Raw genomic sequence first — 21,082 nt, forward strand, 5'->3', positions numbered from 1 at the left:
CCAGCGCCACTTCAGGATGGCGCTTTTGTTACATCGTCCAGCGCCAGCAGCGCCATCGCATGCGCCCCCGCATACGACTTGGCCGATGCGATAAACCTGCCGTTGTGGCAAAAACCCGCATCCGGCACGCCGGTCACGGCGGCCAGTTCCGCGTCGCGTAATCCGGCCCACGCCTCGGGCAAGTCGGCGCGCGCATCGAAACTTTCCGTGTTCAGCGGGACGGTGTGCAGCATGTAGCGCTGCTCGGCAATGCTGTGGCTGATGACGAACAATACTTTCGGCATTTCCCTGCGCACCACCTGGCTCCAGGGCAGCGCCCCGTTTTCCAGGAATAACAATTTACCGCCCTCCAGCACTTGCGCGTTGCGCACCTGCTCCACCGCCAGCATCGCCCCCACCCGGTATTTCACGGCATTGACCATGGAGTCGGCCAACACCGCCATCGCGCGCCGGAATTGCGCCATCCGGTAGGCTTCCGCGGCTTCGCCATAGCCCAGCCTTTGTTCATCGAGCCAGTTCGTGTTGTAGCCCGAGACCACGGCGGAGAGCCCATAACTGCCGGGCGCACTTTTCGCGACACCGACGTCCGACAAGTCCAGGTATTGAACGATATCGGCATCGATGGCATAGGCAATTTCACGCGCCTTGTCGTCTGGCAACTGGCATCCCGCATGTTCGGCGGCCAGCATGGCGACGCAGCGCGCGCCATATTCCCGCCACACCAACCCCGCGCTGGCATAGGGCACACCGGATTGCCTTGCCCCGCTAAAACCCTTTTGGTGGTGATCGAAGCGGCCGGAAGCCGGATCCCAGATGCCGCCCACATCGACGGCAAAGTCCGCTGCCTCGATCGCGGCAGCGTCGCGCGTCCGGATGATGTCACATCCGGGAAATACGATATTCAATACAGCGACTGCCCACGCATCGTCCGCGTGGAATTTGCCGCTATGCGTCACGATCACCATAGCATTCCTATCCCGTTACTCAACCATGCACACCGGCATGTAAGACAGGCCAGATCATACCGGGATTGACGTCCCGGGCGCGCGTTAATCCAAACGGCCTATGGGACCAGCAATGCCTGGATCTCCGGATTTTGATAGGTATCCCGGGTAACCATCACCGCGTCGGTGAGAATGACGGGGTCCTTGACAGGCGCCCCCTTTGCGGCGGCCACCGCTGCTTTCATGGACAAATACCCCATCTGGCGGGGGTCCTGCACCACCAGGCCATGGATGTCCTTCTTCTTCAGTCCGTCCAGCAGGAAATCGGTGGTATCGAAGCCGACAAATTTCTTGATCCCGCCCAGCCCCGCTTGCCGCAGCGCCCGCAGCATCCCATCGCTGGTCGATTCATTGACAGCAAAAATACCGTCGACATTGGGGTGCTTTTCCAATAACAGCGCTGCGCTGCGCGCCGCCTTGCCGCGGGTGCCGCCGCCATATTCATCAGCCACGATCGTGATGTGCGGCGCATTCTTTTTCAGGTAATCGACAAAGCCGTTGGCCCGGTCGTCCGTCGAGCCGCTACCCGCAATCGTACGCTGCACCAGCACCGTGCCCTTCCCGTTCAGCAGGCCGGACATGTGTTGCGCCGCCAGCTTGCCCGCCGCGTAATTGTTGGTGGTGACGAAGTTAACGTGCGCGTTGCCGTCCAGCGCGGAATCCACCGCGACCACCTTGACGCCCAGCGCCGCGGCTTGTTTGACGGGGTCGGCCAGCCTGCTGCGGTCGGTCGGGGCAATGATGATGGCATCGACATCCGGCCGGGAATACAGGCGCAGGATCTCGATCTGGGAATCGATGTCATCGTTATGGGCCGGGCCGCGCCAGGTCAGTTGCACCTGCCCGGCTTCGCGCACCGCGCGGTCAACGCCCTGCCGCATGAAAGTCCAGAAATCCTGGTCACGCGACTTCGGTATGAAGACAATATTCAAGTCCCCGCCATACGCCGGACACAGGGAAAACACGACACACCCGAGAAAGAGGAATATCCGTTTTTTCATGATGTGCCATTGTACGCCCGGGCGCCCGCCTTATGCCGGCCCGAAGTCAAACGGTAATTTACGCAGGCGCTTGCCGGTGAGGCCGAAGATGGCGTTGGCGAAGGCCGGCGCCAGCGGCGGCAGGCCCGCCTCGCCAACGCCGGCCGGCGGGTCGTTCGATGGCACGATGCACACTTCCACCAGCGGCATGTCGGGCATGCGCGCCACGGCGTAGCCGTCGAAATTGCGCTGTTCGACGACACCATCCTTGAGCGTGATGGCGGAACCCGGCAGGGTGGTGCCGACGGCCATCAGCACCGCCCCCTGTACCTGCGCCTCGATCGTCAGGGGATTGACCGCGATGCCACAATGCACCCCGGCCGTGACCTTGTGCAGCCGGGGCACACCGTCCCTCAGCGACGCTTCCACCACGTAGGCCACCACGCTGCCGGACACGCCATGCAGCGCCACGCCCCAGCCATGGCCCTTGGGCAGCTTTTTCTTGCCATAGCCGGATCGTGCGACCGCCAGGTCGAGCGCGGCCAGGTGACGCGGACGTTTCCCGTCCAGCAACTTGCGGCGGTAGATCACGGGATCGATCCCGGCCGCATGGGCGGCTTCGTCCAGCAGCGTCTCCATGACAAAGGCGGTGTGGGACGACGCTGCGGCACGCCACCACAGCACCGGTACATTGGCCTTGACGTGATGCACCGACAGGTTCACCGGCAAGGCATAGGTTTCACCGACACCCTCGATCGTCGTGGCGTCGACACCGTTCTTCACCAGCGCCGGTTCGAATGGCGTCCCGGCGCTGATGGACTGGCCAACGATCACATGATTCCAGGCCAGGACGCCGCCTCGTTCATCCAGGCCGATATCGACCTTGTGCACATGCGATGGGCGATAGTAGCCGCCCTGGATGTCGTCTTCGCGGCTCCACATCACTTTCAGCGGACCGCGCCAGAACGCCTTGGCGATATTGACCGCTTCGATCAGTTCGTCCGACGTGGGTACCCCGCGGCGCCCGAAGCTGCCGCCGGACGTCATGGTGTTCAAGACCACCTGCTCCGGCTTGAGGCCGGTGGTGGCGACGATAGCGGCATGGTCAAAGGTCTGGAACTGCGAACCAGCCCATACGGTGCAGTGATCCGGCTTGAGATCGACCAGGCAGTTGAGCGGCTCCAGCGGTGCGTGCGCCAGGTAAGGGAATTCATAGACCGCCGAGATCTTCCGGGGCGCCGCCGCCAGCTTGCCGACATCCGCCGCCATGGCCGATGTGCCCTGGCTGTTGGCGAGTGCGTGGTAAGCGTCCATCTGCTGGACCGAACTGACCTTTTCAACCGCACTGGTATCCCAATCGATCACCAGCGCGTTGCGGCCCTGCGTCGCGGGCCAATAACCATCCGCGATCACCGCCATGCCACGGCCGCCGCAGCAGGTCGCCACTTCGATCACGTCGATCACGCCCTTGACGGCCTTCGCTTTGCTGGCGTCCACGCTGGCGGCCCTGGCGCCGAATACCGGCGGCCTGGCGACTACGGCCACCTTTGCACCAGGCAGTGTAAAGTCGATACCGAACTGCTGCGCGCCGTTCGACTTGGCGCGTGCATCGAGCCGCCCGGCCGGTTTGCCAATGTAGTGGAACGCCCAGGCGTCCTTCAGCCGGACAGTGGCCGGCACCGGCTGCCTCATGGCAGCATCGGCCAGCGCGCCGTAGCTGGCCTGGCGGCCACCGGGACCGAAGACCACTCCCCTGGCCGTGCGGCACTGTTCCGGGCTGACTTGCCAGCGTTGGGCGGCGGCGGCAACGAGCATCGCGCGGGCGCGGGCGCCGGTTTCCCGATAGTGGGTAAACGAATGCGCCACCGAGATCGAACCGCCCGTCATTTGAATGCCGAAGCGCGGATCTTTATAGGCGCCATCGGCCGGCGCCAGCTCGCCGCGTACCTGCTTCCAGTCGGCGTCCAGTTCTTCGGCGATCAGCATCGGCAGTGCGGTCTGCACGCCCTGCCCGAACTCGAGACGGTTGACCATCACGGTGACGGCGCCATCGGGTGCGATGCGCAGGAATGCGTTGGGCGCGGGCGGCGTGGCCGCGTCGCCCGCCTCCGCCAAACGGCTGGCGTCGGGAATGACAAAGCCCAGTATCAGCCCGCTGCCGGCAACCGTGCCCGCCTTGAGAAAGCCGCGGCGCGAAATGGCGCCCGGGGTTACGCGCGGCAATGCCGCATGGTTGATCCACTTGCTTCGCATGCGCCGCTCCGTAGACTGTTTTGTCCGCCGGACCGGGGGACGATCGCAAAATCATACGCATCGGCCAGATGGGCCAAGTTACGAATTTCACCAGATCGCGTTGCAAAATCTTCCATCCCGGACTGCCGCGAATGAATTTCCTCAGCGCCCATTTCGAATTTGCCCAATTGCGTCAAGGCGATCAATACCACCCGTATAATTTTGGGAAATACTGTTAGGGTGGAAACCGACATGATCTTGCTTCATCAAGTCAGGTCAGCTCATTTGCTGGCATTGTTCGCCGCTGGCGTTCAAGCACAGATCACTGGGACGGTGACTGAAGCCGGCGTCCGCCCCGTCCTGTGGGACGGAGCTTCCAGGAGCAAAACCTGATGAATCAGCCGGCTTCCCGCACGATGAGAAAAAGTTATTATTTAATAACTTTTTTGCTGTTACTTACGCCCGCATTATTGATGTGGCAGCATTTCGGCATGACCCGGATCATCGAGATTTCACCCCGCCAGCCGCACGGCGCCAGGGTGACCGATGACAGCGAGCACGATCACGGTAATTCGGTCTCGTCGCTGGTTCTCAGCGACGATGCCATCATCATGCGCTGCAAACTGGGACCGGCCGCGCCCTATCCGTTTTGTAAGCTGCAATTTCTGCTGGGCGCCGCAGGCAAAGGGGTGGACCTTTCGCAGTTTGAAACGATCGTGCTCAACATGCGCTATTCGGAGTCACCCCCGCAATCCATCAAGCTCCACCTGATGAATTTTGAGCCGGAAATGTCCACGGTGGGAGACTGGAACTCGCAGCGGTTTAATGAAGCCGAAATCAAACCCGCCGGCCAGCCCTCCCTCGCGATTCCAGTCAATGTCCTGCGCACCGCGGACTGGTGGCGAAGTGTGCGCAAGGTGCCGCTGTCCCGGAGCTATGCCCGGCTCGATAACGTGACGGCCGTGGAACTGTCGACGGGATACGTCCCGCCCGGCCAACAATTCACCATCGAGCTGCAATCGATCCAGATCCGCGGGAAATGGATTTCGCAGGCAAAACTGCTGATGTACCTGGTGTCCGCGTGGATCGGATTCGGCATTCTCGGCCTGGCAAGCATGCAAGCCCGCACCGCGGAGCTGCGCCAGCAAACCCGTTATCTGCGCACACTGATCGACACGCTGCCACTGTGGGTCTGGCTCAAGGATACGGGCCACCGCTACCTGGCGGTCAACCAGGCCAAAGCCGCGGCCTGCGGGCGCAGCGTCGAGGAAATGGTGGGCAAGTCGGACCAGGAATTGTGGCCGCCCGAACTGGCCGGTTCCTATCATGCCGACGATACCGAAGTGATCACCACGCGCCACCGGGCAACCGTGGAACAGCCCGTCGCAAGCGAGAACGGCCTGGTCTGGATGGAAACCTACCGGGCCCCGGTGCTGGACGACGACGGTACGCTGCTGGGGATGGTGGGCGTGTCGCGCAACATCAACGAGCGCAAGGCGGCGGAAGCGGCGCGGGAAAAGGCGCTGGCCGAAGCGGTGCGGCTGGCGCGCCTGCGCAGCGAATTCCTGGCGCAGATGAGCCACGAATTGCGCACGCCGCTGAACGCCATCCTCGGCTATGCGCAAATCCTGCAGCGCGATCCGCATTTGACGAAGCGGCAGACCACGGGCCTGGCGACGATCCATGAAAGCGGCCAGCACCTGCTCACCCTTATCAACGATATCCTCGACCTGGCGCGCGTCGAAGCCGGCAAGCTCAGCCTGGACCCCAACGATGTCGACCCGTCCCACCTCCTGCGCATCGTCGACGACATCATCCGTGTCAAGGCAGAGGAGAAAAACCTGTCGTTCGAGTTCCGGACTTCGCCAGCGCTGCCCGCGGCGGTCACCGTGGACGACAAGCGCTTGCGCCAGGTACTGCTCAACCTTCTCGGGAATGCGGTGAAATTTACCGACCGCGGCGGAATCGTCCTGAGCGTACAGCGCGTCGCGGCGTTGGAAAGCAGCCAAAGCACGGTCCGCCTGCGCTTCGAAGTGGAGGACACCGGTATCGGCATGAGCGAAGAGCAGCTGTCGCGCATCTTCCAACCCTTTGAGCAGGTCAGCGACATACGGCGGCGCGAGGCGGGAACGGGATTGGGCCTGGCCATCAGCCAGCAACTCATTCGGCTCATGGGTGGGAATATCCACGTACGCAGCGAACAGGGCAAGGGCAGCCTGTTCTGGTTCGAGCTCGATCTGCCGCTCGCCAGTCCGCTGGTTACCGAGCTGCAGGCGCCAGCGCGCATCCTCGCCTATGAAGGCCCGCGCAGGAAAGTGCTGGTTGTGGATGACGTGCCGCACAATCGCGCCATGCTGATCGAGGCCTTGCAACCGCTTGGCTTCGACGTGTGCGATGCGAAGAATGGCGAGGAATGCCTGGCCGTGCTCGACGACGCCTGTCCTGATCTCATCGTGATGGATGTCATGATGCCGGTCATGGATGGACGGGAAGCGACGCGCAGGATACGCCGCATGCCGGAATTCGCCGGCATTCCCATCATCATCGTCACGGCCAGCGCGAACCGCGAAGAAGAGGCAATGAACCTGGAAGCCGGCGCCAATGCCTTCATTCCCAAACCCATCGAACTGGACAAGCTGCTGAAAACCATCGGCACCCTGCTGTCCCTGACCTGGATTCACGACGAGCGCGCGCAGGAAAATGCGGAAGAAACGGGGGACTTCGTCGCGCCGCCACAGCACGAAATCGAGACGCTATACCGGCTGGCCAAGCTGGGCAACATGAAGCTGATCATGGCACGCGCCGATTACCTGAAACAGTTGGACCAGCACTACATCCCCTTCGCATCACGCCTGCGGCATCTCGCGGACAGCTATCAATCCAAGGCAGTCATGGCGCTGGTGGAACGGTATCGCTCCAACCAGGAGTAATGCGGACGGAGGGCCCGCCGCGCTGGTCGCCCCCGCCCCGGCATGATTTTGTCGAAAATTCTTACAGTCATAAAACCGTGCCGCCACAACTGATTGATTTAAAACATTAATTCCTATAGGCACAATGTTTGCTTATAGAAATTTAATTTTCCATAAACCAATCATTTGCACAGATACCATGAAAAAATTCCTTGCCCGTGCCGTCCTTGCCTTCGCCGCTCTCGTGCCAGCCTTGTCGCAGGCTACCGTGATCGATTTCACCGCGCTGGGTAGCACCCATAACCAGGACAGCCCTGTCGACGGCAACACCTGGGCGTCGCTCGGCATCATCTTCTCCAGCCCGCAAGGCCTGGTCACGGCGTGCGGCGGAACTTGCCTGACGGCTGGCGCCCAAAGCTATACCGGTGTAGTCAACGGTAGCTTTGTTTCCCCGGTCGGCGGCGCCACGGCCACGGTCAATACCCTGTCCATCACTGCCATTACCGGCAATGCCCAGACTCAGTTGTTCGATATCTCGAACAACCTGATCGCCACGTACGCATCCTCCTTCAACTATTCGGGCACGGTCGGTGTGGCACGCTTCTCGACCGCTGAAAACTATGACGCGTTCTGGGAATTGTCCTTCGACGATCTGGCCCCAGCCAATGTCCCTGAGCCGGCAAGCCTGGCCCTGTTCGGTTTGGGCCTGCTGGGCGTCGCGGCAGCACGCCGCCGCAAGCAATAAGCCAGTCAGGAGAAAATCGAAAACGCCAATCACCCCGGTTGGCGTTTTTTTTAATCCCACTTAACGCTGAGCGTCAACAGTATGAGTTCCGGCCGTGTGCAAACAAGGCCGCAGTGCGCCATGCAAGGCGCTGGGCCTGCCGCGCTGAGATTTCATTGTTTACACCGGCGCCGCTGCCTATACTGAAACGGCCGACCTGGCGCCCGCCGTTACCAGCGAAGGAATTCATCATGACGCGCAAATTTATCGATTGCCGGGACTTCCCCAGCGATATGCACTGCTCGGTTGCCATCTCCGCCGACACCGAGGACGAGTTATTGCAAATTGCGGTGGAGCACGCGGTCTCGGTACACCACCATACCGACACACCGGAACTGCGCACGCAACTGCGCCAGCTGTTCAAGGATGGCATGCCGCCGGAACATCCGCCGATGGCGGGGCAAGCCGCCGCGACCGGCGCCACGGCTGCCCGCCATTGACCCCGCCTGCCGCCGGGCAAATATTTTGTGCACCGCACAAAAACTGTGCTACACTCCGCTCCGTTGTGAAGTTCTCGAGTACTTCACCGTTGTAGCACCATATACGTTGGTCATACGTTGGCACCTTGCAGATAGCATGGGCCAACAGCTCCGCACCATGCAGATAGGATGGGCTGGAGCCGCGATTGAAGCATTGGCATTACATTGAAACGAAGCCCGCCGCAAGCGGGCTTTTTTTTCGCTCCCCCATCGCAGCCTGGCACGTTGCGTCTCACCCGCAACACCACCGAAAGGCGCCCATGGGCAAAGAAGAATTAATTGAAATGAATGGCGTGGTGGTCGAAGTGCTGCCTGACCAGCGGTTCCGTGTCGACCTGGACAATGGTCACAAGCTGATCGCTTACGCCGCAGGCCGGATGAAAAAGAATTTCATCCGCATCCTCGCCGGGGACAAGGTCTCCCTGGAACTGTCGCCCTACGACCTGTCCAAGGGACGCATCATTTTCCGCCACATCGAAAAGCGCAGCCCCGGCAACCCGCCGCCGGTTCGCCGCCGCTAAAAAACGCGCCAGGCTTGACGCCGGCCTGATTCGGGCCTATATTAAACCAATTGGTTAATTAATCAATCGGTGAAATTCATGCAAGACCATCTCAGCCAAACCTTTTCCGCGCTCGCGGACCCGACACGGCGCGCCATGCTGGCCCGGTTGTCATTGGGCGAAGCCAATGTTTCCGACCTGGCCGAACCCTTTCTGGGAGAGATGAGCCTGCCTGCCGTGACCAAACATTTGCAGGTGCTCGAAAAGGCCGGCCTCATCACCAAGACGCGCAAGGCGCAGTGGCGCTCCTGCAAGATCAATGGCGATGGGCTCAAGGAAGCCGCCGACTGGATGGAGCATTACCGCGTGTTCTGGGAAGAGAGTTTCGACCGTCTCGACACCTACCTGAAAACCGTTACCGCCCCACCCAAAAAAGGAGATGAAAATGTCTGAGTTCAGCGCCCCGAATGAAATCCGCATCGTCCGCATGTACGACGCGCCCGTGCAGGCGGTCTGGGACGCCTGGACCGACCCGGCCCAGGTCGCGCAATGGTGGGGGCCGCGCGGTTTCACGCTGACCACGCACAGCAAGGATCTGCGCGTGGGCGGCGTCTGGCGCTACACCATGCATGGGCCGGACGGCACCGACTACCCCAACAAGACCGTCTATCACGTGGTGGAACCGCTGCGCAAACTGGTCTACGACCACGGCGCCACCGACACCAGTCCGCCCCTGTTCCACGTCACCGTGCTGTTCGACGAAGTCGATGGCAAGACCCGCATGGACATGACCATGGCGCTGGCCGATGCGGAAGCCGCCAAGCAAACCCGCCAGTTCATCAAGCACGCCAACGGCGATTCCACCTGGGACCGCTTGGCCGAATACCTGGGCAAGCGCCTGGCGGACCAGGACAAGTTCGTCATCAACCGCAGCTTCGACGCGCCGCAGGATGTCGTGTTCGACATGTGGACCAAGCCTGAACACCTGGCGCGCTGGCTGCCGCCGACCGGCATGGAAATGCGTTTCCTGCGCGCCGACATCCGCACCGGCGGCGGTTCGCTGTATTGCATGAGCAACGATGCCATCACCATGTATGGCCGCGCGCATTACGAGGAAATCCGCCGGCCCGACCTGCTGGTCTACACGCAGCAGTTCTGCGACGAGCATGAAAACATCGCGCGCCACCCGATGGCGCCCGTGTGGCCGGAAACCATGCGCACCACCGTGCAATTCAGCGCCGAAACGCCCAATCGCACCCGGGTTACGGTGACTTGGGAAGTCGCGGGCAAGGCAACAGCCGAAGAACTGGCGGTCTTCCTCGAACACCGCGCCAGCATGACGGGCGGCTGGACCGGGTCGTTCGACAAGCTGGAAGCGGCGCTGGGCGGCTGATGACCAGTTGCGCGCCTCCGCTCGCAGCGGAAGCGCGCGCCCCGCAGCGCAGCTTCGGCATATATCCTGACTGCAAGATCAGGATATCCTTACTATTTCCTACCCCGCTTCCCGCCTACGCTGTAATCAACAGCAAGCCCCTTGCAACAAGCTAGTGAAATCAATCACAGGCAGCAAACGCACGAGGCAGTTGGGACTGGCAACCGGCTCCTGGTTGCTTTGATAACGAGGGGGAGATGCAAAATGAAATGGCTCGCGAATCTGCAATTGTCCACGAAACTCATGATTTCGTTCCTGTCGGTGCTGCTGCTGGGCGTGCTGCTGGGCGGTTTTTCCATTGTCCAGCTGGCGCGTGTCAACCAGACATCGACCGACATGGAACAACACTGGATGCCCAGCGTTCGCAACACGCTGACCATGAGCAGCAATATCGCCAACCTGCGCATCAAGGCATTGCAACATATCCTGTCCGACAGTGACGCCGAGTGGAGCCGCTACGAAGGCGAGATGGCGACAATCCTGGCCACCTTTGAGCAAAACCGGACCGAATACGCGAAGCTGATCGCCTCCCCCGCCGAGCAAATGGTGTACGACTCGTTCATGGCCAACTGGGGCGATTTTCTGGCGGAACGCAAAAAAGTGCTGGCGCTGTCGCGCGAACACAAGGATGCCGAAGCGCTGGCCGTGATCCGCGGCCTGTCGCAGCAAAAATACAACGCGGCCAACGCCGACCTGACCAAACTGGGCGACATGAACATCGAAGGCGGACGCAAAGCCAGCCAGGCCGGCGATGAAATTTATCACGATTCGCGCCATATGATCATGTGGTGCCTGGGCAGCATGGCGGTGTTCAGCATGGGTATCGTGTTCCTGCTGATGCGCAATGTGCTGGGCCAGCTTGGCGGTGATCCGGCGTATGCGGCAAGCATCGTGCGCCGCATTGCCTCCGGCGACTTGAGCGTGTCAGTCGATACCCGCCGCCACGATACCCAAAGCCTGCTGTACTTCATGAAAGAGATGCGCGACAACCTGGCCGGCATCGTCAACCAGGTGCGCGGCGGTGCGAACAGCATTGCCAGCGCCACCAACCAGATCGCGGCCGGCAATCTCGACTTGTCCTCCCGCACCGAGCAGCAGGCTGGTTCGCTGGAAGAAACCGCGTCATCCATGGAAGAAATGACGGCCACCGTGAAGCAAAACGCGGACAATGCACAGCAAGCGAACCAGATGGCGATCAATGCCGCGGACGTGGCGCGCAAAGGCGGCGCCGTGGTGTCGCAAGTGGTGGAGACCATGACCGCCATCAACACCTCGTCAGGCAAAATTGCCGACATCATCGGCGTCATCGACGGCATTGCGTTCCAGACCAATATCCTGGCGCTGAACGCGGCAGTGGAGGCGGCCCGCGCCGGCGAACAGGGACGCGGCTTCGCCGTGGTGGCGACCGAAGTGCGCAGCCTGGCGCAACGTTCCGCCGCGGCCGCCAAGGAAATCAAGGCGCTGATCGAAGATTCATCCGCCAAGGTCCACAGCGGCACCATGCTGGTCGAGGAAGCGGGCGCCACGATGGCGGCCATCGTCACCAGCATCCGCAATGTGACGGACATCATGGGCGACATCAGCGCCGCCAGCCGGGAGCAGACGGCGGGGATCGAGCAAATCAATGAAGCGGTCACGCAAATGGACCAGGTGACGCAGGAAAACGCCGCGCTGGTGGAAGAAGCGGCCGCCGCCGCCGCGTCTTTGCAACAACAGGCCGGCGCCCTGGTGGACATCGTCAGCCAGTTCAAGACCGAAGCGGCGGAAGCGGCGCCACAGCATGCCGCCGCGCGCGCCTCTGCCGCCCCCCGGGCTGCGAAAAGCATGCGGCTGATGTCGCAACTGGGCGGCGTCCCGGCGCCTCTGCCAGCCTGAATCCTGTTGCCCCCTCCCCCGCCCGCTTCGGACAGCAAACCGCCGTCATTCAGGCAGTTTGCTGTCCCCGCCTGCCCTGGTAGCACTGGTAGGCGTCTTCCACGATGGCTACCAGCATCTCCGGCTGCACCGGCTTTTCAATGAATTTGTAGACGGCGCCCATATTGATGGCCTGCCGTGTCGATTCGGCATCGTCGCAGGCGCTGAGCATGATGCGCAGCACATCGGGATACATGTGCCGCACGCGGCCCAGGAATTCCACCCCGCTGATGGCCGGCATCCGCAAGTCGCTCAGCACGACAGCCACGTCATGGCAGGCAAGGATTTCAAAGGCTTGCCCGGGGGCGGTGGCGACATGCACGGCATAGCCTTCGTTGCTCAGCACCAGGTCCAGGTAGCCCAGGATGTGGGGATCGTCATCCAGCACCAGTAGTGCCGGCGCGTCAGGCAGGCGGCCAATCAAGTGGTCCGGCAGGCGGCGGCCCTCGCGCAGCAGCGCCGCAAGCGCACCGGCTTCCAGCGGCTTGCTGAAGTAATAGCCTTGCACGATATCGCAGTGGCGCAATGCCAGCAGCGACAATTGCCCTTCCGTTTCCACGCCTTCCGCCACGACTTCCAGGTGCAGGCTGTGCGACATCGTGATGATGGCATCTGAAATGGCCAGGCTGCCAGGATCCGTGGTGATTTCCCGCACAAACGAGATATCGAGTTTCAGCCGGTCGATCGGGAAGCGCTTCAGGTAACTCATATTCGAGTAGCCCGTGCCGAAATCGTCGATCGACAACTCGACCCCGATTGCTTTCATGCGTTCCATCATGGGCACGCTGTGTTCCGGATCGGCCATCGAAATACTCTCCGTCAGCTCCAGCTCCAGGCAATGCGGGTCCAGGCCGCTGCTGTCCAGCGCCGACCGCACCACCGCTTCCAGGCCGTGGTGGGCGCACTGGCGGGCCGAGATGTTGACCGCCACCGGAATCGCCGGCAATCCCGCGTCCTGCCACGCCTTGTTCTGCATGCAGGCGCGCCGCAACACCCATTCGCCGATCGGGATGATCAGTCCGGACTCCTCCGCGAAGGAAATGAAATGCCCGGGTCCCAGCAAGCCCCGCTCCGGATGGCGCCAGCGCAGCAATGCCTCGACGCCGACCACGCGGCCACTGCGCAAGCTGACCTGCGGCTGGTAATGCAATTCGAATTCATCGCGCTCCAGCGCAAGGCGCAGGCTGGCCCCCAGTTCCAGCTGTTGCTGCGCGCGCAGCTGCAATGCCTCGGTAAAGAACTGGAAGCCGTTGCGGCCCAGCTCCTTGGCCCGGTACATGGCCGTATCGGCATGCTTGATCAGCATTTCCGCGTCCTCGCCATCCTGCGGATAGGCGGCAAGGCCAATGCTGCAACTGATCTGGATATCCCGTCCGGCCAGTGCCAGCGGCGCCGCGACGTTCTGCAATATTGCCCGCACCAGCTCCGTCAATTGCGATTCCGCCAGCGCCGGCTGGGCGCCTTCATCGAGCAGCAACAGGACAAATTCATCGCCACCGAAACGGGCCGCCGTATCTCCCGGACGTATGCTGTCCCGCAAGCGTTGCGCCACGGCGCGCAACAGCTGATCGCCCACTTCGTGCCCCAGGTTATCGTTGATCAGCTTGAAATCATCCAGGTCGATGAAGGCCACCACGATGCGGTCGAAATGGCGCCCCGCGCTGCCGATCGCCTGGTTCAGGCGGTCCAGCATCAGGCTGCGATTCGCGAGGCCGGTCAGCGTGTCGAACTGGGCCTGGTGCGCCAGCTGGTCGGCATCGTTGCGCGCCTCCGTGATGTCGCTGATGATGGCCACATAATGGCTCGGCGCTTCCTCGTCGTTGCGCACCGGCGCGATACTGACTTCGTTCCAGAACAGTGCGCCATCCTGGCGATAGCCGCGCAACACGACATGGGCTTCGCGCCCTTCGCGCATGGCCTGGCGGATCTGGTGCAGGCCCGGCTGGTCGACATCGTCGCGCACCAGGAAATCGGACGGTTTGCCCAGCACTTGCTGCGCACGATAGCCAGTGATCCGTTCGAATGCCTTGTTGACGTACTCGAGCGGGAAGCCAGGCTTGCCCAGGTCCACGATCATGATGCCATTGAAGGTCGATTCCATTGCACGCTCGCGCAAGTGCAGCGCGGCGCTCATCGTGTTGAAGACCGTGGCCAACTCGCCAATCTCGTCGCGCGTATCCCTGACAGCGGCAATTGCGCGCCGGCCGCGTCCCAGCTGCATCGCGGCATTGGTTAGCTGCTTCAGCGGCACCGACACGGCCCGCGCCAGGTAAGCCGCACTGGCCAGCGCCAGCACGATGCCGGCCACCGCCAGCGCGGTGACCCAGCGCAGCGCTTGCGACGCCAGCCCGGACACATCATCGTGCAGCGGCGTGTATTCATACACCAGGGCTGCCACGATGCGATTGGCCATGTCGCGCACCGGCACCACGATCTGGTGCATTTCAGGTTCGTCCGCAGTGGCCGCTTCCGTCATCGTGCGCGGCTGGCCATCGCGCAGCGTGCGTCCGATGATGCCGCGCCGCGGCCCCTCCTCGATCTTGGTACCGATGTGCTCCGCCGTGACGTCGGCCAGGATGACGAGATCCGGCGCGACGATTTCCAGGTCGCGCCTGTCCCGGGCGGCGATAAAGTCGATCAAGTCCTGGTAGCGCTTCTGGCGGGCCGCCGGTGTATCCCTGGCGGTTTCAAAGGCCACCAGGGTAGACATGGACTCGGCCAGATAGCGCGCCTCGGTGCCGATGGAACGGCGCGCGATATCCTGCATCTGGCCGATGGTGAGCGCGCCCGCGACACCGATGATGGTGAACACCGTCGCGACAACGAGAGTGAGCTTGGTCGAAATCCGCATGGCGCCCTTTCTTTAAACCCGTGTGCAACAGCTTAGTCCACTTCGGCTCCGCTCCCGGCTTTTGCCGGCCGCCCGTTACCAGAAGATCACACGCTGGTCCGGTGGCAGGTACATCTTGTCGCCTTCCCTGACGTCGAACGCCTCATAGAAACCGGGGTGGTTCCTGACGCTGCCATTGACGCGGAATTCGGCCGGCGAATGCGGATCGGATTTGACCTGGGCGATGGCGGCGGCGTCGCGCGCCTTGCCACGGCGGGCTTGCGCCATGCCCATGAACAGGCGCTGTTCGGCCGTGTAGCCGTCGATCACCGGGCCGGGCTGCCCTTTCATGTGGAGCTTGTAGGCGCGGGTGGCCATGATCAGGCCGGCGTTGTCCGCGATGTTTTCGCCCAGCGTCAATTCACCATTGATGAAGTAGCCCGGCAGCGGGCTGTATGTGTTGTACTGGGCCACCAGCATCTTGCCGCGTGCAGCGAACTTCTCGCCATCTTCCTTGGTCCACCAGTTGCGCAGGTTGCCATCGCCATCGTATTGCGACCCCTTGTCGTCAAACGCGTGGCTGATTTCGTGGCCGATAGAAATGCCGACGGCGCCATAGTTGACTGCCGGCTCAGCATCGGCGTCATACAACGGGTATTGCAGCCGCGCGGCGGGGAATACCACTTCGTTCAGCGACGGGTTGTAATACGCGTTCACGGTTTGCGGCGTCATCCCCCACGCTGCGCGGTCGACCGGCTTGCCTAGCTTGTTGATCGCGTATTCGTGGCCGAAATCGCGGGAGCGCAACACGTTGCCCACCAGGTCGCCGCGCTTGACAGCCAATTTCGAATAATCGCGCCATTGGTCCGGATAACCGACCTTCACGCTGATCTTGGACAGCTTGATTTGCGCTTCAGCCTTGGTTTCCTTGCTCATCCAGTCGAGCGACTCGATGCCTTCGCGGAAGGCGGCAATGAAGTTCTGCGCCATGTCCGCCACCTGCTGCTTGCGCTCCGCAGGGAAGTATTGCTTCACGTAGGCCTTGCCCACGACTTCGCCCAGCGCGCGGTTCACTTCGGCGATGGCGCGCTTGGACAAGGCCCGGTTTTCCTTTGCGCCCGACAGCACCGTGCCGCGGAAGGCGAAGCTTTCATCGACAAACGCTTGCGACAGGTAGGGCGCGTAGGCGCTGAGCAGGTGGAATTCGAAATACGCTTTCCACACCGGCAGCGGCGTGGACACGATCAGTTTGTCCAGGCTGGCCAGGTAGCTCGGCTGGCGCACGATCAGCGCATCGACCTTGCCGGCCACTCCGATACCCTTCAGGTAGGCATCCCAGTCAAAGTTCGGCATCAGCGCCTTGAGTTGCGCCAGCGTCAGCTTGTTATAAGCCTTGACCGGATCGCGCCGCTCGACGGCGGTCCAGTGTGCGCGGGCGATGTCCGTTTCCAGCGCGACGATTTGCGCCGCTTCCGCCGCGGCCTGCGGATGGCCGGCCAGCACCAGCATCTTTTCCACGTGCCCCTGGTATTTGACGCGGATGTCGGACAGGCGGGCGTCGTTGTCCGACAGGAAGTAATCGCGGTTGGGCAAGCCCAGGCCGGACTGCGAAATGTTGACGATGTAACGGGTCGAATCCCGGTTGTCCTGCCCCACGCCCATGTCGAGCGGCGCGCCGCCATCGATGCGGTTCATGTGCGCCATCAGCGCCGCCAGCCCCTGCTTGCCGGACAGCGCGACAATGCGCGCACGTTCGGCTTTCAACGGCGTCAGGCCCAGCGCATTGCGGCGGCCCTCATCCATGAAACTGGCGTAATAGTCGCCGATCTTTTGCGCGTCGGAGCCGGGCTTGCGCGTCTTGTCCTGTTCGGCCTGCTCAATGATGGAGCGCACCTGCTCTTCGACTTTTTCCTGCGCCACATTGAAGGCGCCCCAGCTGGAGCGGTCGGCGGGGATGTCCACGTCGCTCAGCCACTTGCCCTGCGTATGGCGGAAAAAGTCGTCCTGGGCGCGGACCTTCTGGTCGATGCCGGCGGCGTCGATGCCCGCTTGCGGACCCGCCGCCCACGCGTGGAAACAGCCGAACAGCATCATGCCGAGCAGGGTGCGTTTCATAACTCACAACTCCGACGAAATAATCACGAACAGAAGTATGACGCAGCAATCGGCAGTCAACGTCGGGATTTTGTATCAGGAATGTTTCAGGGCACCGCGCGCCGCCGCGCCATCAGCGCGTCCGGCGCCGCCAGCAGCAGCATGTCGTCGTTCAGCGCGTCCAATGCCTGCTGGCGGCGCGCCTCTCGCGCCGCACGCGTATCGTCGGCACGGCCATCGTCGCCCGCCTGGTACGGCGCCAGGCTGGCCATCAAATCGAGCACCAGCGTCTGCTGGCCGGGGATGGTTTTATCGGACACCAGTTTGCCCATCGCATAGGTTTGAATGCGTTCGGACTGGCTGGCCGACTGGCGCAGCGCCGCCTTGAACAAGCGTCCGTCCCGGTAACCCAGTTCGACGTTGCTGTCGGCCGCGTCATCGATGCGGTGGTATTCGTACGTTTGCGATGGCGGCGTCACATCCAGTTTCAGCGCACCGCCCTTTTTGACCGGCGCATGGAATTGCGCGGCCAGGCGCGCCTGCTGGGTCTGCGACACGGTGCGTTCATCGCGGCGGGCGCCGTCGATATGGGTCTGTTGCGACACCGAATAACTGAAACTATCCTTTTCCGCCGAGCGCAGCGGATTGCTCCACTTCGGCGTTTGCGTGACGGACGCGCTGAAATCGGCCAGCCCGGTCAGCACCGCATGGTCTTCCGCCGCCAGCGGCCACTGTCCCGGCAGCGACAGGCCCGTGTCACGCGCTTCGTCGCGCGCCGACGTGCGGTTCATGTCGGCGAAGGCATCCTTGAACATCGTCATCAGCCGAACGTCGCCGTGGCCGCGTTCCACCGCCTGGTCAAACTGTTTCAGGTAACTGTCGATGGCTTTCGCCTGCTGCTGCTTCGTGCCCTGGCTGGCGGACTGGCTGGTATCGACGGCGACTTCCGCACTGCCGTCCGGGCCATCAAAGCTGACTTTGCGCTGTTTGTCGTCGGTACGGAATGCCAGGGATTGCGTCCCGGCGGCTTGTTTGACCTCCGCATGGAGTTCCACAGATTGCAACGCTTTGGCATCGAACCGCGTCAGCGCACCAAGGCGGATTTGCGGCTCCCCCGCCGCCATGCCGTCGATCGCCGCCTGGAAGCCTTCGGCGAGACGGGACAGCGCGCCGCGTTCCGCATCGCTCAATTCCGCACTGGCGCTGACCTGCAAGGTCATCCCGTCCTCCAGGCTGGCCAGGGTCAGGTCGACCTTTACGCCGCTGCGGGTCACGATGCCGAGGGTGAATTTGTTATCGACGTTGTCCGGCAAGGCGGCCTGCGTGGCGGGAACGGCTGCGCCCGTATTGAATTGCCGCAGCATGGCCGCCCCCACGTCCTTGAAGCGGACCGGGAACGGCGGCATGGCGTCATCCGCCTGCGCTTGCCTGGCGGCGACCAGGCTTTCGGGACTGAGCCGGACAATGGCCGACGGCGGCGCGGCAGCCGCCCCGGTGGCGACAAATCGGCCGGCGGGGGCAGCGGGCAAGCGCATGGCAGGTTGCCAGTTCGACAAGGAAGAAATCGACGTCATCCCCGGTTAACGGCACGCATTGCCGTTTCATTAACTCCGTTCGTCACACTGCGCGTAACCCATTGATTTCCATGCGGAAACTTTGTTGTTTTCGCGTCAATCTGAACAAATAAACCGCTGCTGAGATTGACCCGCCGTTAGAAGATTTCTAACATCGCCTTTCCACAACGCCGTCCGGCGCCACCGTGCCAGCGGTTTTCGATATCCATTCCACCTACAAGGGGAGATTATGTTTCAATCCACCAAGAACACTATCGCAGCCGCGGTAACGGTACTGATTGCAACTGCCGGCGCCGCGCATGCAGCGCCCGCCGCCGCCAGCACGGACGACACGGCGCGCGTGATCGTCGGCTTCAAAGCCGGCGGCAAGCAAAACGGCAAAGCCGCCATCGCTGCTGCGAAAGGCAACGTCAAAGTGGATATGGACGACATCAACGCGTCGGTAGCCGAAGTGCCGGCCAAGGCTGTCAACGATTTGCGCAATAACCCGCACATTGAATTCGTGGAAAACGATGGCAAGCGCTACCTGACCGCGCTGGCCACGCCGTCCACCGGCACCCCGTATAAAACCGGTCAGCAAGTGCCATATGGCATCGCCATGGTGCAGGCGGACCAGTTGCCGGACACCTATGCGGGCAACCGCACCGTCTGCATCATCGACTCCGGCATCGACCTGGCGCATGAAGACTTGTCGGGCAACCACGTGACGGGCCAGACCAATCCCGGCACCGGTGCGTGGAACACGGACGAAAACCACCATGGCACCCACGTGGCCGGCACCATTGCCGCCCTCAACAATGCGGGCAAGGGCGTCGTCGGCGTCAATGCCAATGGCAAGCTGAACCTGCACATCATCAAGGTGTTCGGCGCCGATGGCTGGGCCTACACGTCGACCCTGATTGCCGCCGCCAACAAGTGCGGCGCGGCGGGCGCCAACGTGATCAGCATGTCGCTGGGCGGCGACGAGCGCAGCCAGGCGGAAGAACGCGCGTTCGACGGGCTGGCCAAGCGCGGCGTGCTGTCGATTGCGGCGGCAGGCAACGATGGCAACAATACGCAATCGTATCCGGCCGGCTACCCGAGCGTGATGTCGGTGGCGGCCCTCGATGAAAACAAGGTGGTCGCGAACTTCTCGCAATTCACGGACAAGGTGGAAATCGCCGGACCGGGCGTGGGCGTGCTGTCGACCGTGCCGATGGGCAGCGGCCGCGAATCCGCGTTGAAAGTGGGCGCCACCACCTATGCGCCGGGCGGCATGGACGGTTCGCCGGCCGCCTCGGTCACGGCGCCGCTGGCCGACTTCGGCCTGGGCGACGCCACCAATGCCGCCGTGGCGGGCAAGGTGTGCCTGATCAAGCGCGGCAGCATTGCCTTCTCCGTCAAGGTGGCCAATTGCCAGGCCAGCGGCGGCGTCGGCGCCGTGGTCTACAACAACGCGCCGGAAGGCTTTGCCGGCACGCTGGGTGGCGCCGCGTCGTCGATTCCGTCCGTGACCGCATCGGGCACGGAAGGCGCCACGCTGCAAGCACAACTGGGCCAGAGCGCCACCGTCAATGTGACGGCCACCAACTACGCCTACTTCAACGGCACGTCGATGGCGACGCCGCACGTGTCGGCCGTGGCTGCGCTGGTGTGGAGCTACTTCCCGAATTGCAGCGCCGCCCAGATCCGCAGCACCCTGGGCAAGACGGCGCTGGACCTGGGCGCGCCGGGCCGCGACGCGTACTACGGCTATGGCCTGGTGCAGGCGAAGGCAGCGTACGACCGCATCCGCGCCAACGGTTGCAATAACTGATCACGGCAGGCGCAGGGGCGGCCTGAACAGTCCGTCCCTACGCCGCCAGTTCGGTCATTTCCGTCAGCAGCGCGAGTTCATCCATCGACAACACGGCGCCGACGTCCAGGATCACGACAAACTTGCCGTTGACCTTGCCCATGCCCTGGATGAACTCCACGCGCACGCTGGCGCCAAAGGCAGGACGCGGTTCGACGTCGTCATCGTCGATTTCCACCACGGCGTTGACGGCGTCGACCATCACGCCAATGTCCTGCCCGGTCTCGCCATCCGTCACTTCAATGATCACGATACAGCTGCGGCGTACCTGCGACAGCGCGCCATGCCCAAAGCGCGCGCCGAGGTCGATCACCGGCACCACCGCGCCGCGCAGGTTGATCACGCCCCGTATGGAATCAGGCACGCACGGTATCGCCGTCACGCCGCCGTACGGGATGATTTCCTTGATGCCGGCGATGCGCATCGCATAGGTTTCACCGCCCAGCATGAAGGTCAGGTATTGCTGTTTGCCACCAATCATAAGCGTGGCCGCCATATTCAATTGGCCCATCATGG

The 21,082-nt window shown here is 62.4% G+C and carries 16 protein-coding genes; 8 read left to right on the plus strand and 8 right to left on the minus strand.

Features of this window, described 5'->3' with window-relative positions:
• Positions 1-11: 11 nt before the first annotated feature.
• The 4 genes from GJ700_RS13785 to GJ700_RS34990 all read right to left on the minus strand — a co-directional run bounded on the left by GJ700_RS13785 (position 12) and on the right by GJ700_RS34990 (position 4,470).
• Positions 12-965 carry an MYG1 family protein gene (locus tag GJ700_RS13785; RefSeq protein ID WP_154374715.1) on the minus strand — a complete coding sequence of 318 codons (954 nt, stop codon included), beginning with the start codon at positions 963-965 and terminating at the stop codon, positions 12-14.
• A 98-nt stretch (positions 966-1,063) separates the two neighbouring features.
• Positions 1,064-1,936 carry an ABC transporter substrate-binding protein gene (locus GJ700_RS13790; protein WP_229506994.1) on the minus strand — a complete coding sequence of 291 codons (873 nt, stop codon included), beginning with the start codon at positions 1,934-1,936 and terminating at the stop codon, positions 1,064-1,066.
• Between the two features lie 99 nt (positions 1,937-2,035).
• Positions 2,036-4,237, minus strand: coding sequence for a xanthine dehydrogenase family protein molybdopterin-binding subunit (locus tag GJ700_RS13795; RefSeq protein ID WP_154374719.1), 2,202 nt, complete (start codon positions 4,235-4,237; stop codon positions 2,036-2,038).
• Entirely contained in the window at positions 4,195-4,470 is a 276-nt protein-coding gene (locus GJ700_RS34990; RefSeq protein ID WP_195763896.1) for a hypothetical protein, read from the minus strand. Before GJ700_RS34990 ends, GJ700_RS13795 begins: the two co-directional genes overlap by 43 nt.
• 138 nt (positions 4,471-4,608) lie before the next feature.
• On the opposite strand from GJ700_RS34990, the gene GJ700_RS13800 reads away from it, so the two are divergent.
• From GJ700_RS13800 to GJ700_RS36090, 7 genes are all read left to right on the plus strand, one after another.
• The gene (locus GJ700_RS13800; protein WP_154374721.1) at positions 4,609-7,146 is read left to right on the plus strand and encodes an ATP-binding protein; all 2,538 of its coding nucleotides are present in this window, start codon (positions 4,609-4,611) and stop codon (positions 7,144-7,146) included.
• Between the two features lie 178 nt (positions 7,147-7,324).
• The gene (locus GJ700_RS13805) at positions 7,325-7,870 is read left to right on the plus strand and encodes a PEP-CTERM sorting domain-containing protein (RefSeq protein WP_229506995.1); all 546 of its coding nucleotides are present in this window, start codon (positions 7,325-7,327) and stop codon (positions 7,868-7,870) included.
• Between the two features lie 230 nt (positions 7,871-8,100).
• The gene (locus GJ700_RS13810) at positions 8,101-8,349 is read left to right on the plus strand and encodes a DUF1059 domain-containing protein (protein ID WP_154374724.1); all 249 of its coding nucleotides are present in this window, start codon (positions 8,101-8,103) and stop codon (positions 8,347-8,349) included.
• Between the two features lie 299 nt (positions 8,350-8,648).
• Entirely contained in the window at positions 8,649-8,909 is a 261-nt protein-coding gene (gene infA / locus GJ700_RS13815; RefSeq protein WP_154374726.1) for a translation initiation factor IF-1, read from the plus strand.
• A 78-nt stretch (positions 8,910-8,987) separates the two neighbouring features.
• Positions 8,988-9,341, plus strand: coding sequence for an ArsR/SmtB family transcription factor (locus GJ700_RS13820; RefSeq protein ID WP_154374728.1), 354 nt, complete (start codon positions 8,988-8,990; stop codon positions 9,339-9,341).
• Entirely contained in the window at positions 9,334-10,281 is a 948-nt protein-coding gene (locus GJ700_RS13825; RefSeq protein ID WP_154374730.1) for an SRPBCC family protein, read from the plus strand. Before GJ700_RS13820 ends, GJ700_RS13825 begins: the two co-directional genes overlap by 8 nt.
• 243 nt (positions 10,282-10,524) lie before the next feature.
• The gene (locus GJ700_RS36090) at positions 10,525-12,195 is read left to right on the plus strand and encodes a methyl-accepting chemotaxis protein (protein WP_154374732.1); all 1,671 of its coding nucleotides are present in this window, start codon (positions 10,525-10,527) and stop codon (positions 12,193-12,195) included.
• 49 nt (positions 12,196-12,244) lie between these two features.
• On the opposite strand, the gene GJ700_RS13835 is transcribed toward GJ700_RS36090, so the two are convergent.
• The 3 genes from GJ700_RS13835 to GJ700_RS13845 all read right to left on the minus strand — a co-directional run bounded on the left by GJ700_RS13835 (position 12,245) and on the right by GJ700_RS13845 (position 18,693).
• Positions 12,245-15,085: an EAL domain-containing protein gene (locus GJ700_RS13835; protein WP_154374734.1), complete on the minus strand. Its 2,841-nt coding sequence runs from the start codon at positions 15,083-15,085 to the stop codon at positions 12,245-12,247.
• 75 nt (positions 15,086-15,160) lie between these two features.
• A complete protein-coding gene (locus GJ700_RS13840) occupies positions 15,161-17,179 on the minus strand; it encodes a M13 family metallopeptidase (protein WP_154374736.1) in 2,019 nt (672 codons plus the stop codon).
• A gap of 86 nt (positions 17,180-17,265) precedes the next feature.
• Positions 17,266-18,693 (minus strand): hypothetical protein, encoded by a 1,428-nt coding sequence (locus GJ700_RS13845; RefSeq protein ID WP_154374738.1) that lies wholly within the window; start codon positions 18,691-18,693, stop codon positions 17,266-17,268.
• Positions 18,694-18,961: 268 nt separating this feature from the next.
• Here GJ700_RS13845 and GJ700_RS13850 point away from each other — a divergent pair, with 268 nt between their 5' ends.
• Positions 18,962-20,527 (plus strand): S8 family serine peptidase, encoded by a 1,566-nt coding sequence (locus GJ700_RS13850; RefSeq protein ID WP_154374739.1) that lies wholly within the window; start codon positions 18,962-18,964, stop codon positions 20,525-20,527.
• 37 nt (positions 20,528-20,564) lie between these two features.
• On the opposite strand, the gene GJ700_RS13855 is transcribed toward GJ700_RS13850, so the two are convergent.
• Positions 20,565-21,080 carry a chemotaxis protein CheW gene (locus GJ700_RS13855; protein WP_154374742.1) on the minus strand — a complete coding sequence of 172 codons (516 nt, stop codon included), beginning with the start codon at positions 21,078-21,080 and terminating at the stop codon, positions 20,565-20,567.
• Positions 21,081-21,082 lie beyond the last annotated feature (2 nt).

Origin of the sequence: Pseudoduganella rivuli, assembly GCF_009674485.1 — a bacterium.
GTDB lineage: Bacteria > Pseudomonadota > Gammaproteobacteria > Burkholderiales > Burkholderiaceae_D > Rugamonas > Rugamonas rivuli_B.